This window comes from Agromyces rhizosphaerae, assembly GCF_027925245.1.
GTDB lineage: Bacteria > Actinomycetota > Actinomycetes > Actinomycetales > Microbacteriaceae > Agromyces > Agromyces rhizosphaerae.
On the sequence record NZ_BSDP01000001.1, the window covers coordinates 510,420 to 523,551 of the forward strand.

Genomic DNA, 13,132 nt, shown 5'->3' on the forward strand with positions numbered 1-13,132 from the left:
ACCCCTACCAGCAGCATCGGGAGCAATGACGTGACCACCACATCGACGCGAGCGCTCGTCACCGGACGGCGCCTCCCCAAGGGCAGGCTGATGCCGCGCCGCCGCCGCGAGGCACCCGCGCAGCGCCCGGGCCAGCGCCGCCGCCAGATTCGCGAGTCCCTCGCGGGCTACGGGTTCCTGAGCCCCTGGCTGATCGGGTTCTTCGGCCTCACGATCGTCCCGATGATCTACTCGCTGTACCTGTCGTTCACCCGGTACAACATCTTCCAGCCGCCCCGCTGGGTCGGCTTCGACAACTACGTCCGGCTGTTCACGAACGACCCGCAGTTCATGCAGTCGGCGCAGATCACCCTGGTCTACGTGCTCGTCGGCACCCCGGTCATGCTCGCCGCGGCCCTCGCCACGGCGCTGCTGCTCAACTACCGCGACAAGGGCGCCGGGTTCTTCCGTTCCGCCTTCTACGCGCCCTCGCTCATCGCCGCCTCGGTCTCCGTCGCGATCGTCTGGCGCGCGCTCTTCTCCACCGACGGTCCCGTCGACAACACGCTGAGCTTCTTCGGCATCGACCTCGGCGGCTGGGTCGGCAACCCCGACCTCGTGCTCCCGGCCATGATCATCCTGGCCGTGTGGCAGTTCGGCGCCACGATGGTCATCTTCCTGGCGGGCCTCAAGCAGATCCCCAAGGAGCTCTACGAGGCCGCGGAGATGGACGGCGCGAACGCGATCCAGCGCTTCCGCGCGGTGACGATGCCGATGCTCTCGCCGGTCATCTTCTTCAACCTGCTGCTCGGCATCATCGGCGCCTTCCAGGTGTTCGCCTCGGCCTACATCATCTCGAACGGCTCGGGCGGGCCGGCGGGCATGACGAACTTCATCACCCTCTACCTCTACAAGCGCGGGTTCAGCGACGGGCAGATGGGCTACGCGGCCGCGATCGCGTGGGTACTCCTCGTGGTCGTCGCGATCATCGCCTTCATCCTGTTCCGCACCCAGCGCAGCTGGGTCCACTACTCGGGAGACAACCGATGAGCACCTCGAGCTTCGGCGAGCCCGCAGTCCAGGAGCTCGAGCACCAGCTCGACCCGGACACCACCGGCACCCAGCGCCGCGAATCCCAGCCCCGGCGCAAGGTGAAGCGCAAGACCTGGCAGACCATCATCTGGTTCGTCGTGCTCATCGCGCTGACCGCGCTCGTGCTGTACCCGCTGGTCTGGCTGTTCTTCGCCACCTTCAAGCCCAACGCCGAGTTCGGGCAGAACACCGGGCTCATCCCCGAGAACCCGACGGGCGAGAACTACCTCAAGGTGCTCGAGGGCATCGCGGGCGTGCCGATGTGGAAGTTCTACTGGAACTCGCTCGTGCTGGCCACGGCCGCGGTCGTCGGCACCGTGGTCTCCTCGGCCCTCGCCGCGTACGCCTTCGCGCGCATCCAGTTCAAGGGGCTCGCGGTCCTGTTCGCCGCGATGATCGGCACGCTCCTGCTGCCGTTCCACGTCGTGATCATCCCCCAGTACCTGCTCTTCAACAACCTCGGCATGATCGACACGTTCTGGCCGCTGATCCTGCCGAAGTTCCTCGCGACCGAGGCGTTCTTCGTCTTCCTCCTCGTGCAGTTCATGCGGCAGATGCCGCGCGACATGGACGAGGCGGCGCGCATCGACGGCGCCGGGCACGTCCGGATCTTCTGGGCGATCATCGTCCCGCTGATCAAGCCCGCGCTCATCACCTGCGCGATCTTCAGCTTCATCTGGGCATGGAACGACTTCCTCGGGCCGCTGCTGTACCTGACGAGCCCCGAGAACTACCCGCTGCCGATCGCGCTGCGGCTCTACAACGACCAGACCTCGTCGTCGGACTACGGCGCGACGGTCACGGCGTCGTTCGTCGCGCTGATCCCGATCCTGGTGTTCTTCGTCGTCTTCCAGCGCTTCCTGGTCGACGGCGTCGCCACCCAGGGCCTGAAGGGCTGACGCGCGGCGACGCGCGTGGCAGGCTCGACGATGGAGCAGACGATGGACCGGAACCACGAGCGGGCGGCACGCCGCGCCGACGCCGCAGCCCGCCGCGGCGAGCGCGACGGCAGCGGCCCGACCCGCGACGACCACACCGTGGCCCGGTTCCCCGGCGCGACGGCGAAGTTCGCGCTGCTCGGCGAGGTGCTGCTCGTCGGCGTGCTCGTCACCCTGGTCGGCATCCTGATCGTGACCCTGCCGGCCGCGCTCGCGGCGGGCACCCGGCACCTCCGACGGTTCATCCGCGCGGAGGGGTCGTCGCTCGGGCTGTTCTTCGGCGACGTCCGCGGGGCCCTCCCCGGCGGCCTCGCGATCGGCGCCGGTGCCGTGCTGCTCGCGGCCGTGCTCGCCTTCGACATCGTGATCGCGTCATCGGGCCTGCTCCCGGGCGGCGCGCTGATGGCCGTGGTCGGCTGGGTGGGGCTGCTCGCGCTCTCCGTCGCGCTGCTCGCCGCCGCGGGCCTCTGGTCACCGCAGTCGGGCTGGCGGGCCGCGCTCCGGACCCTTCCACGCTCCCTCGCGGACGACATCCCCGGCGCGCTCTACCTCGCGGCGACCGGCGTGTTCGTGGGCGTCGCCACCTGGGCACTGCTGCCGCTCGTCATCCCGGCGCTCGGCTGCGCCGCCCTCGCCGTCGTCGCGATCCCCGAACGACCGCGCCACCGCGTCGGCTGAGCCCTCCGACACCCCCCACCGACCGCTTCGAACGAAGGAGCCTTCGACGTGCTCTACGGCGCCGACTACAACCCCGACCAGTGGCCGGAGGAGGTGTGGGACGACGACGTGCGCCTCATGCAGCAGGCGGGCGTCAACATCGTGAGCCTCGGCATCTTCGCGTGGTCGCGCATCCAGCCGACGGAGGACGCCTGGGACTTCGCCTGGCTCGACCGCGTGATCGACACGCTCCACGCCGGCGGCATCGCGGTCAACCTGGCCACGGCGACCGCGTCGCCGCCCCCGTGGGTGAGCGCCCGGTACCCGGAGACCCTCCCCGCCGACGAGCACGGCGCGACCTACTGGCCGGGCAGCAGGCAGCACTTCGCCCCGTCGTCGCCGACCTACCGGCGACTCGCGGGCGAGCTCGTGCGCCGCATCGCCGAGCGCTACGCCCACCACCCCGCCGTGGTCATGTGGCACGTCGGCAACGAGTTCGGCTGCCACCTGCCGATGGACTTCTCCGACTCGGCCCGCGACGCGTACCGGGGCTGGCTGCGCGAGCGCTACGTCACGGTGGACGCGCTGAACGAGGCCTGGGGCACCAGCTTCTGGTCGCAGCGGTACGCCGACTTCGACGAGATCTTCCCGCCCCGCCTGGCGCCCTACAGCCACAACCCGTCGTCCATGCTCGACTGGCGCCGCTTCACCTCGGACATGCTGCTCGAGTGCTACCTCATGGAGCGCGAGATCCTGCTCGCCGCCGGCGCGACCCAGCCGATCACCACCAACTTCATGGGACCGTTCAAGCCCGCCGACTACGAGTCCTGGGCCCCGCACATGGACGTGATCGCCGACGACTGCTACCCCGACCCCTCGAGCCCCACGCGCGTGCGCGACTCCGCCTTCCAGCGCGACCTCATCCGCTCGATGAAGCCGGGGGTGCCGTGGCTGCTCTGGGAACAGGCGACGGATGCGGTCAACTGGCGCCCGTCCAACCCGGGCAAGCTCCCCGGGCAGCTCATGGCCGAGACGGCGCAGTCCATCGCACGCGGCGCCAACGGCATCATGTTCTTCCAGTGGCGCCAGTCGCGCGCGGGCAGCGAGAAGTTCCACTCGGCGATGCTGCCCCACGCCGGCACCGAGACGGCGACGTGGCGCGCGGTGAACGAGCTGGGCGCGCGGCTCGGCGCCCTGCCCGCGCTGCCCGCTCCCGGCCGCGACGCCCGGGTCGCCCTCGTCTTCGACTGGGAGAGCTGGTGGGCCGTCGAGGAGCGAGACCACCCGACCGGGATCGACTACCTCGCGGTCTGCCGCGAGTGGTACGGCGCCTTCCACTCGCGCGGCATCATGGTCGACATCGTGCCGCCGGAGCGCGTGGACGACGGCTACGACCTCGTCGTCGCTCCCGCGCTGTACCTGCTGCGCGATGCGGGAGCCGACGCGCTGCTGCGCTTCGTCGAGGGCGGCGGCACACTGCTCGCCGGTCCGTTCAGCGACGTGGTCGACTCGAACGACCAGTTCCGCGCCGGCGGGTTCATCACCCGGTTGGGCGGCGCGCTCGGCATCCGCTTCGAGGACTTCGGTGCCCTCGGCGGCGCCTCGACCGGCGGCAGCGGCGTCGGCGCGCTCCTCGGCCACGCGTCCGGCCCCCGCGAGACGGTCCAGTTCGCCCTGGCCGGCGTCGAGGCACGGGGCACGCTCGTGGCCGAGGTCGTCCACCCGACGACCGCCGAGGTCGTCGCGAGCTTCGGCGACGGCCGCGCCGAAGGCCGCCCCGCGCTCACCCGCAACCGCCACGCGTCGGGCGAGGCGTGGTACGTCGCGACGATGCCCGACGCAGCCGGCGTCGACGCGGTGGTCGGCGCGCTGGTCGAGGCGTCCGGCGTCGAGCCCGTGCTGCCGGACCTGCCCGCGGGCGTCGAGGCGGCGCGCCGCGGCGACGTCGTGACCGTCATCAACCACGGCTCCGAACCGGCCGTCGTCGCCCTCAACGGCCACGACCTGGAGTCGGGCGAGCCGATCGTGATGCGCACCCTCGGCCCGCAGGAAGTACTCTTCGCTCGAACCGGCCACACCACGTAAGGACGCCCGATGACCGACGCATCCGCCCGCCTCGACCCGCACGCCGTGGTCGCCGACATCGATCGCCGCATCTTCGGCGGGTTCGTCGAGCACCTCGGGCGCCACATCTACGACGGGATCTTCGAGCCGGGGCATCCCTCCGCCGACGCCGACGGCTTCCGCACCGACGTCGTCGCGCTGGTGCAGGAGCTCGGCGTCTCGACGATCCGCTACCCCGGCGGCAACTTCGTGTCCGGCTACCGGTGGGAGGACGGCATCGGCCCGGTCGACCAGCGCCCGCGCCGCCTCGACCTCGCGTGGCACTCGACCGAGACGAACGAGGTCGGCCTGCACGAGTTCCAGCAGTGGCTCGACCTGGTGGGCAGCGACCTGATGCTCGCGGTCAACCTCGGCACGCGCGGCACGCAGGAGGCGCTCGACGTGCTCGAGTACGCCAACTCCGACGCGACGACCGCGTGGACGGACCGGCGCGCGGCCAACGGGCATCCGGAGCCCTTCGCCGTGAAGATGTGGTGCCTCGGCAACGAGATGGACGGCCCGTGGCAGATCGGGCACAAGAACGCCGACGACTACGGCAAGCTCGCCTCGCAGACCGCCAAGGCGATGCGGATGCTCGACCCCGGCGTCGAGCTCGTCGTGTGCGGGTCCTCGGGGCGCAGCATGCCCACGTTCGGCTCGTGGGAGCGCACGGTGCTCGAGCACTCCTTCGACGACGTCGACTTCATCTCGTGCCACTCGTATTACCAGGAGCTCGGCGGCGACGCGCAGGAGTTCCTCGCCTCGGGCGTCGACATGGCGAAGTTCATCGAGTCGGTCGTCGCGATCGCCGACTCGGTCGCCGCATCGCGCAAGAGCGACAAGCGCATCATGATCTCGTTCGACGAGTGGAACGTCTGGTACCTGCACCGCGAGGACGGCGGACAGAACAACGCCCCCGAGGAGGAGGGCTGGCCGGTCGCGCCGCGCCTGCTCGAGGATCAGTACCACGCCCTCGACGCCGTGGTGTTCGGCGACCTGCTCATCACGCTGCTGCAGCACGCGGACCGGGTGCGCTCGGCGTCGCTCGCGCAGCTCGTCAACGTGATCGCCCCGATCATGACCGAGCCGGGCGGCCCGGCCTGGCGGCAGACCACGTTCTTCCCGTTCTCGATCACGTCGCGCCTGGCCGGCGACCGCGCCGTGCGCGTGCCCGTCGACGCGGGCACGTTCACGAGCGAGAAGCTCGGCGAGGTCGCGACGGTGAACGCGGTCGCCACGCTCGACGACGAGGGCGCCTCGCTGTTCGTCGTGAACCGCTCGACGACGGATGCCACCGAGCTGCGCGTCGATCTCGCACCCCTCACGGCCGGGCTGGGACGCGACCTCGCGCTCGTCGAGTCGCACCTGCTGCACGAGGACGACTGGTACGCGGCGAACACGCTGGAGGAGCCCGAGCGCGTGGGCGTGCGCGCGCTCGAGGGCGCCGTCGTCGACGGGTCGACCCTGGTGCTGCCGCTGCCGGCGGTGAGCTGGGCGGCGGTGCGCCTGGCGTGACGGTGGACGGGGCGCGGTTCCGGCGCGCGACGGACGGCGCGCCGTGCTGAGGAAGTCGGCCACCCCGCCGATGGGGTGGAACAGCTGGGACTCCTACGGGACGACCGTCACCGAGGCCGAGGTGCTCGACAACGCCCGCTTCCTCGCCGAGCACCTGCTGCCCCACGGCTGGGACACGGTCGTGATCGACGCCGACTGGTCGGATCCGTCGCCGCGCAGCCACGGCTACACCGAGCACGCCCTGCTCGCGCTCGACGGCCACGGCAGGCTCCAGCCCGACCCCGTGCGCTTCCCGTCGTCGTCGGGCGGCGCGGGCTTCGCACCGCTCGCCGACGAGCTGCACGCGATGGGCCTGAAGCTCGGCATCCACATCATGCGCGGCATCCCGCGCCGTGCGGTCCTGCTCGACCTCCCGGTCGCCGGCAGCGACGCCACCGCGTCGCAGGTCGCCGACGACGCGAACGTCTGCGAGTGGAACCCGCACTACCTCGGCCTCCGCCGCGGGCACCCGGGCTCGGCCGCGTACGTGCGCTCGCTGATCGCGCAGTACGAGCGCTGGGGTGTCGACTTCATCAAGGCCGACGACCTGCTCTGGCCCTACCAGGCCGATGACATCGAGGCGCTGTCGGCCGCCATCGCCGAGTCGCCCCGCCAAATCGCCCTGTCGCTCTCGCCCGGCCGTCACCTGTCGGCCGCGCACCTCGACCACCTGCGCGCGCACGCCACCATGTGGCGCGTCTGCGACGACGTCTGGGACCGGTGGGCCGATGTCGAGGACAACTTCGCGCGGCTCGCGCGCTGGGCGCCGTTCGCCGGCCCCGAGGGCTGGCCCGACGCCGACATGCTGCCGCTCGGCCGCATCGGCCTGCGCGCCGAGCGGGGCGAGCCCCGGGACGACCTCCTCACGCCCGAGGAGCGGCGCTCGATGCTCACGCTCTGGGCCATGGCGCGCTCGCCGCTCATGGTCGGCGGCGACCTGCCGACCACCGATGCGACGACGATCGCGCTGCTGCAGCACGACGGCGTGCTCGAGCTGCTGCGCTCGAAACGGAGCAGGGAGCTGCTGCGCGAGCGCGAGCTCGTCGCCTGGTCGGCCGAGGGCGCCGACGGCGTCCGCTGGGCGGCCGTGTTCAACCTCGCCGACGAGGCGCGCGCCGAGCCGTTCGACACCCGCACGCTCGGCCTCGGTCCCGCGCCGGCGGGACCGGTCGACGTGTGGACCGGCGAGGCGCTGCCGGTCGAGCCGGTCCACGAGCAGGGCGACGCGGCCCGCTCCGTGGCCCCCGGCTCGTCGGTGCTGCGCCTCGCGCTCGCACCCCACGGCTGCCGCCTCGTGCGCGTCTGAGCGCCGCTGTCCCCATTAATGCGGATAGCGTTCGGGCCCGCCGTGGAGCAGGATCGAACGCATGGGAGACGGAGGCGCCGACACCGCGCGATCGGTGGTCCAGAGTCCGGCCGCCGCGCCCCGGCTCAGCCCGCACGTGCCGCTGGTCGACCGCCCCGTGCGGGTGCAGACGTTGCGACCCAGGTCGGCGGTGATCCGCGGCATCACGACCCCCGTGATCGGCATCGGGCTGCCCGTGGTCGGGGTGCTGCTGTGGACGACGATCCCCGAGGGCGAGTGGGTGCCGGTCGCCGTCGGAGCCGCCGTCGTGGGCGCGCTGCTCGCGACCGTGTGGCTGCTGTTCCGCCGGGTCGCGATCTGGGTCGACTCGACCGGCATCACCGAGCGCGGGTTCTTCGGGGTGCTCCGGCACGCCCAGCGGTGCGACGTCGACCACGTGGTGCGCCTCGACCTCTACGCGGGCCCGACGCCGGACACCAACCCCCAGCTGTTCGTCATCGACCGGGACGGCCGGGCGCTCGTGCGCATGCGCGGCGACTTCTGGGACGCCTCGGCCATGGACGTGGTCGCGCCCATCCTCGAGGTGCCCGAGCACCGGCACCGCGAGCCGCTCACGCTCCAGGACCTGCGCGCGTCGCACCCCGAACTGCTCTACTGGTTCGAGAAGCGCCCGCGCCGGCACTGAGCGCCCCGGCCGCCGCGCCCGCAGACGCTCAGCTCGTCGCGATGCCGAGCACCGGCGCTTCCGCCGTGCTCGACGGCAGTTCGACGAAGCCGAGCCGGTCGTAGAACGCGCGGGCGCCGACGTTGGCGGGGTCCATCGAGAGGTGCACGCCGGGCACCCCGCGGGCGGCGAGCGCCGATCGGAGGGCGTCGATGAGGCTGCGTCCGAGGCCACGGCCCTGGGCCTCCGGCAGCAGGTCGACGTGCAGGTGCGCCGGGTACCCGGCGAGCTCGGGGATGCGCATGCGCTCGGGCCGTCGCCCGTCGGCGACGAGCTGCGCCTCGGTGTACGCGGGCCCGCGGTCCGTGGGCGGACCCGGCTCCGGGTGCCGCTCGCGGAACTCCGGCAGCCACTCGCGTCGCCACCACTCGACGAACGCGTCGGTGTCGGCGACGCCGAGCACGTAGCCGACGACCCGCCCGCCGTCGTCGGCCACGAAGGCGAGGTCCGGCGCGAACGCGAGGTAAGGGCGTGCGTAGACGTCGGGCATGAGCGCGTCGTCGGAGTACGCACCGCGCGCGTCGCCGCCGGCCATGGCGGTGCGCACGCAGATCTCCGACACGGCGTGGTGGTCCGCGGGCCGGTACGGCCGGATCACGAGTCGGTCGCGCTTCGGGGGTTCGGGTGCGGTCACTGCCCCGATCCTACGCAGCAGGACGATACTGGGACGCATGGCGGTATCCGCGTCACCCGAGCGCCCGGCCGCGGTCGGCGCTGCGACCCTGCGCGGTCGCGTCGGTCCCCCGACGCGCGCCGCCGACGTGGTGCTGGAGTCGTGGCTCGACCGCTGGCGACTCGCGGCCGACGGACTGCCGATCGAGACCCGCACGAGCCGCCTGCTGCCGGTGCGCACCGAGGAGGGCGTCGTGGCGATGCTCAAGGTGAGCCGCAGCGACGAGGAGCAGCGCGGCGGCTCGGTGCTCGCGGCATGGGGCGGCGCGGGCGCGGCGCCCGTGCTGCGGGTCGACGGCGACGCGCTGCTCGTGGTGCGCGCGACGGGCGGCCGGAACCTCGTGACGATGGTCGAGGCGGGGCGCGACGAGGCGGCCACCCGGGTGCTCTGCGCCACCGCGGCGCGGCTGCACGCGGCATCCGGAGCCGTTCGCGACGTCGCCGACGACCAGCTGGTGCCGCTCGCGAAGTGGTTCCGCGACCTCTCGCCGCAGTCGGACCTGCTCGGGCCGTTCCATCGGCGGGGTGCCGGCATCGCCGCCGAGCTGCTCGACGAGCAGACCGAGATCGTCGCGCTGCACGGCGACCTGCACCACGGCAACGTGCTCGACTTCGGCGCGTCGGGCTGGCTCGCGATCGATCCCAAGGGACTGGTCGGCGACCGCGCGTTCGACTACTGCAACCTGTTCTGCAACCCCGGCCACCTCATCCCGGTGGCCCGGGGCAGGCTCGAGGCCACGCTGAAGGTCGTGACGGATGCCTCGGGGCTCGCGCCTCGGCGGATGCTGCGCTGGCTCGTGGCGTGGTGCGCCCTGTCGTCGACCTGGTACGCCGTCGACGACGACCCGGTGCACGCGGCGTCGGTGACCGCGATCGGGGAGCTCGCCGCGGACCTGCTGGACCGCGATTCGCGCGGGTGAAATGATACCCCCGGGGTATCTGCTAGACTGACCCCCATGCCCACCAAGACCATCACCGAGTCCGACCTGACCGCGACCATCCGCGACAACGACATCGTGCTGCTCGACTTCTGGGCCGCGTGGTGCGGGCCGTGCCGCGCCTTCGCGCCGGTGTTCGAGCGCGCCTCGGAGGAGCACCCCGACATCGTCTTCGGCAAGATCGACACCGAGGCCGAGCAGGCACTCGCTGCCGGGTTCCGCATCACGTCGATCCCGACGCTCATGGCGTTCCGCGACGGCATCATCGTCTTCGCCCAGCCCGGCGCGCTCGGCGCCCCGCAGCTGGAGCAGGTCATCTCGGGCGTGCGTGCGCTCGACATGGACCAGGTGCGCGCCGAGGTCGAGGCCCAGCGCGCCGCGCGCGAGCAGTCGGCGTGACCAGCCGGCTGGTCCGCGCACTGCGGTCGACCAACTGCAGCGCACGCCCCGTCGACCGTCTCGTCCGTGCGATCGGCGCCGTCTTCGTCGGCGCCGTCGCCGTGAGCATCTGGGACAACCTGTGGTGTGCCATCCCCGCGGCGATCTGCGCGACCCTGCTCGCGATCGGCGCGGTCACCGGATGGTGCCCCGACAACCTGCTGCACGCGGGGCGCGACGTCGAGCCGAACCACCTCGGCTACGAGGAGGCCCGGCAGCCGCTGCTCGAGGGCGAGCGGGAGCGCGTCTCGCGCTGATCGCGCCGAGACGCATCGCGCGGCTCGCTGCGGCGATCAGCCGCGCTTCAGCGCGCCCGTCGACCAGAGCGCCCAGGCGATGAGCACCGGCTGGAAGAACAGCCGGCCGAACCGCTTGCGGTCGGTGTCGAGGCCGAACCCGTCGCGGCGCTCCGTGTACTGGGCGATGTTGCCCGGGAAGATCGCGGCGAAGAACGCGGCGACGATCCAGCCGACGCGGCGGCGCTCCTTCGGCAGCGCGACGAGCGCCGCCCCCAGGCCGATCTCGGCGACCCCCGAGGCGACGACCACCCCGTCGGCGTCCATCGGCACCCATGGCGGCACCTGGGCGCGGAACTCCTCGCGCGCGACGGTGAGGTGCGTCGCGCCGGCGAAGACGAGCGCGCCGCCGAGCAGCACGCGGGCGATGGTGCGGGGAACCGAGGTCGTCGTTGGCATGCGTCCAGTCAACCGCGGGCCGCGGCCGTGAAACCGGGAATTTGCACAGAATGCAGAAATTCGAGCGGATGCCGCGCGCTCACGCCCGCCGCAGCACCTCGGGCTCGCGCGTCGCCCACGCCCGCAGCAGGTCGTCGCGCACCGTGACGCCCGTGCCGGGGCCGTCGGGCACCCGCAGCTGCCCCCGGTGCTCCCCCGTGCCGAGCTCGAAGGGCTCCGTCAGGTCGTCGGCGAAGTAGCGCCGCGACGCCGAGGTGTCGCCCGGCAGCGTGAAGCCCGGCAGTGCGGCGAGCGCCACGTTGGCCGCCCGGCCGACGCCGGTCTCGAGCATGCCGCCGCACCAGACGGACACGTCGACCGCGCGGCACAGGTCGTGCACGCGCACCGCCTCGAGGTACCCGCCGACGCGGCCGGCCTTGATGTTGATCACGCTCGTCGCACCGCGCTCGATCGCGTCGAGCGCGACGTCGGCGTCGAGGATCGACTCGTCGAGGCAGACCGGCGTCTCGATCTCGGCCGCGAGCGCCGCGTGCGTCGCGATGTCCTCCTCGGGGAACGGCTGCTCGATCAGCACGAGCCGGAACGCGTCGAGCTCGGCGAGCAGCGGGATGTCGTGGGCGCGGTAGGCGCTGTTCGCGTCGACCTGGAGCAGGCGGTCGGGCCCGAGCTCCTCGCGCACGGCGTTCACCGGCAGCAGGTCCCAGCCCGGCTTCACCTTGAGCTTGATGCGGCGGTACCCCTCCTCGATGTAGCCCGCGACCTCGTCGAGGAGCTCGTCGATCGAGCCCGCGATGCCCACCGAGACGCCGCAGTCGACCCACTCGCGCTCGGCGCCGAAGTACGTCCCCATCGACATGCCCTCGGCCCGCAGCTGCGCGTCGAGCACCGCCGCCTCGAGCGCGGCCTTGGCCATGCGGTGGCCGGCCACGAACGCGAGCGTCTCGGCGACCGACTCCGCGGTCACCTCGGGCTGCGCGAGCAGGGCGGGCACGAGGTAGGTGCGCAGCACGTGCGCGGCCCCCTCGACGTACTCGGAGCTGTACAGCGGGTCGGCGCCCGCCACGCACTCGCCCCAGCCGTCGCCCACGTCGCTGCGCACGTGCACGAGCAGCACGTCTCGCGCGGCCTGCGTGCCGAACGACGTCTCGAAGGGGCGCACGAGCGGCATGGCCACCCGGTGCAGTACGACCTGTTCGATGCGCATCAGCGGCCTCCCGGGGCGGTGTCGTCGTCCGGGCCGTCCGCCCGGTCGGGGTCGTCATCGGTGAACACGTAGTCGCCCGCGGCGTCGAGCTCCGGGCGCAGGCCCGCGGCGACGGCGGCGGCGAAGGCCAGTCGCGCGGCGTCGCGGTGGTGCGCGGCCTCCTCCGGGGCATCCGCCCGCAGCGCCTCGTAGTCGGGCACCAGCGCGAACCCGGCGGCGCCTCGCCAGAGCGGTTGCGGCGCACGATCCAGCGCCCGGCGGACCCGCGGCGACGTCAGCCGCCAGCGCACCTCGAAGCGGTCGCTGTGGTCGGTGCCGGAGATCGCGTCGCGCAGTTCGCCGTAGAAGTCGGGCAGCACCTCGGCGACCTCGGCGCCGAGTCGCACGAGGTTCATCCTGGCGTTGCGGCGGATGAGCGGATCGAAGGTCCAGCGCATCTCGTCGACGCCGTGCGCGAGGCAGTCCGCCCGCTGCGCCAGCTTCAGCGCCACCCCCGCGCCGCGTCCCCGCGCTCGCGGCAGCACCGCGTTCATGTGCGAGTGCAGGTGCAGCCCGCCGTTCCAGCCGAGGAACCCGTACGTCGCGCCGACGGGGCCGGCGTCGTCGTGCGCGACCAGCACGGTGGCCCCCGCCTGGAGCATCGCGCGCAGGTGCGGCCAGTCGGGGCTGCGGCCCGCACCCCAGGTCGAGGTGAAGACGCCGATCACGTCGTCGAGGTCGGCTGCTGCGGCCGACCGCACGTCGACCCCCGCCGCCGTGCACGCCGCGGCCGCGGCCTCGCGCGCGGCGCGCGGGGCTCCGGGATCGACCGCGTTCGGCATGGCTCGACGCT

Annotated in this window: 14 protein-coding genes; 10 read left to right on the plus strand and 4 right to left on the minus strand. The window is 72.6% G+C overall.

Features of this window, described 5'->3' with window-relative positions; all coding sequences use genetic code 11:
• Positions 1-30 precede the first annotated feature (30 nt).
• The 7 genes from QMG39_RS02390 to QMG39_RS02420 all read left to right on the plus strand — a co-directional run bounded on the left by QMG39_RS02390 (position 31) and on the right by QMG39_RS02420 (position 8,314).
• On the plus strand, positions 31-1,029 hold the full coding sequence (locus QMG39_RS02390) for a carbohydrate ABC transporter permease (protein WP_281882229.1): 999 nt from the start codon (positions 31-33) through the stop codon (positions 1,027-1,029).
• On the plus strand, positions 1,026-1,970 hold the full coding sequence (locus QMG39_RS02395; RefSeq protein WP_281882230.1) for a carbohydrate ABC transporter permease: 945 nt from the start codon (positions 1,026-1,028) through the stop codon (positions 1,968-1,970). Before QMG39_RS02390 ends, QMG39_RS02395 begins: the two co-directional genes overlap by 4 nt.
• A gap of 30 nt (positions 1,971-2,000) precedes the next feature.
• Positions 2,001-2,687, plus strand: coding sequence for a hypothetical protein (locus QMG39_RS02400; protein WP_281882231.1), 687 nt, complete (start codon positions 2,001-2,003; stop codon positions 2,685-2,687).
• Between the two features lie 48 nt (positions 2,688-2,735).
• The gene (locus QMG39_RS02405; RefSeq protein WP_281882232.1) at positions 2,736-4,751 is read left to right on the plus strand and encodes a beta-galactosidase; all 2,016 of its coding nucleotides are present in this window, start codon (positions 2,736-2,738) and stop codon (positions 4,749-4,751) included.
• Between the two features lie 9 nt (positions 4,752-4,760).
• Positions 4,761-6,284 (plus strand): arabinosylfuranosidase ArfA, encoded by a 1,524-nt coding sequence (gene arfA, locus QMG39_RS02410; protein ID WP_281882233.1) that lies wholly within the window; start codon positions 4,761-4,763, stop codon positions 6,282-6,284.
• Positions 6,285-6,327: 43 nt separating this feature from the next.
• Positions 6,328-7,629: a glycoside hydrolase family 27 protein gene (locus QMG39_RS02415; RefSeq protein WP_309298769.1), complete on the plus strand. Its 1,302-nt coding sequence runs from the start codon at positions 6,328-6,330 to the stop codon at positions 7,627-7,629.
• 61 nt (positions 7,630-7,690) lie between these two features.
• Complete coding sequence (locus QMG39_RS02420; protein ID WP_281882234.1) at positions 7,691-8,314, plus strand: hypothetical protein; 624 nt, start codon at positions 7,691-7,693, stop codon at positions 8,312-8,314.
• 28 nt (positions 8,315-8,342) lie between these two features.
• Here the strand turns inward: QMG39_RS02420 and QMG39_RS02425 are convergent, their stop codons facing one another.
• The gene (locus QMG39_RS02425; RefSeq protein WP_281882235.1) at positions 8,343-8,987 is read right to left on the minus strand and encodes a GNAT family N-acetyltransferase; all 645 of its coding nucleotides are present in this window, start codon (positions 8,985-8,987) and stop codon (positions 8,343-8,345) included.
• Between the two features lie 37 nt (positions 8,988-9,024).
• Between QMG39_RS02425 and QMG39_RS02430 the strand changes: the two genes are divergently transcribed.
• From QMG39_RS02430 to QMG39_RS02440, 3 genes are read left to right on the plus strand one after another with little or no spacing between them, the layout of a single operon-like run.
• The gene (locus tag QMG39_RS02430) at positions 9,025-9,945 is read left to right on the plus strand and encodes an aminoglycoside phosphotransferase family protein (protein ID WP_281882236.1); all 921 of its coding nucleotides are present in this window, start codon (positions 9,025-9,027) and stop codon (positions 9,943-9,945) included.
• Between the two features lie 36 nt (positions 9,946-9,981).
• Positions 9,982-10,362, plus strand: a complete 381-nt coding sequence (locus QMG39_RS02435) for a thioredoxin family protein (protein WP_281882237.1) — start codon at positions 9,982-9,984, stop codon at positions 10,360-10,362.
• Positions 10,359-10,658 carry a YgaP family membrane protein gene (locus tag QMG39_RS02440; protein ID WP_281882238.1) on the plus strand — a complete coding sequence of 100 codons (300 nt, stop codon included), beginning with the start codon at positions 10,359-10,361 and terminating at the stop codon, positions 10,656-10,658. Before QMG39_RS02435 ends, QMG39_RS02440 begins: the two co-directional genes overlap by 4 nt.
• A 36-nt stretch (positions 10,659-10,694) precedes the next feature.
• Here the strand turns inward: QMG39_RS02440 and QMG39_RS02445 are convergent, their stop codons facing one another.
• The 3 genes from QMG39_RS02445 to QMG39_RS02455 form a co-directional block, all read right to left on the minus strand.
• Positions 10,695-11,096, minus strand: a complete 402-nt coding sequence (locus QMG39_RS02445) for a DoxX family protein (RefSeq protein ID WP_281882239.1) — start codon at positions 11,094-11,096, stop codon at positions 10,695-10,697.
• A gap of 79 nt (positions 11,097-11,175) precedes the next feature.
• Entirely contained in the window at positions 11,176-12,300 is a 1,125-nt protein-coding gene (gene menC / locus QMG39_RS02450) for an o-succinylbenzoate synthase (protein ID WP_281882240.1), read from the minus strand.
• The gene (locus QMG39_RS02455) at positions 12,300-13,121 is read right to left on the minus strand and encodes a hypothetical protein (protein WP_281882241.1); all 822 of its coding nucleotides are present in this window, start codon (positions 13,119-13,121) and stop codon (positions 12,300-12,302) included. Before QMG39_RS02455 ends, menC begins: the two co-directional genes overlap by 1 nt.
• Positions 13,122-13,132 lie beyond the last annotated feature (11 nt).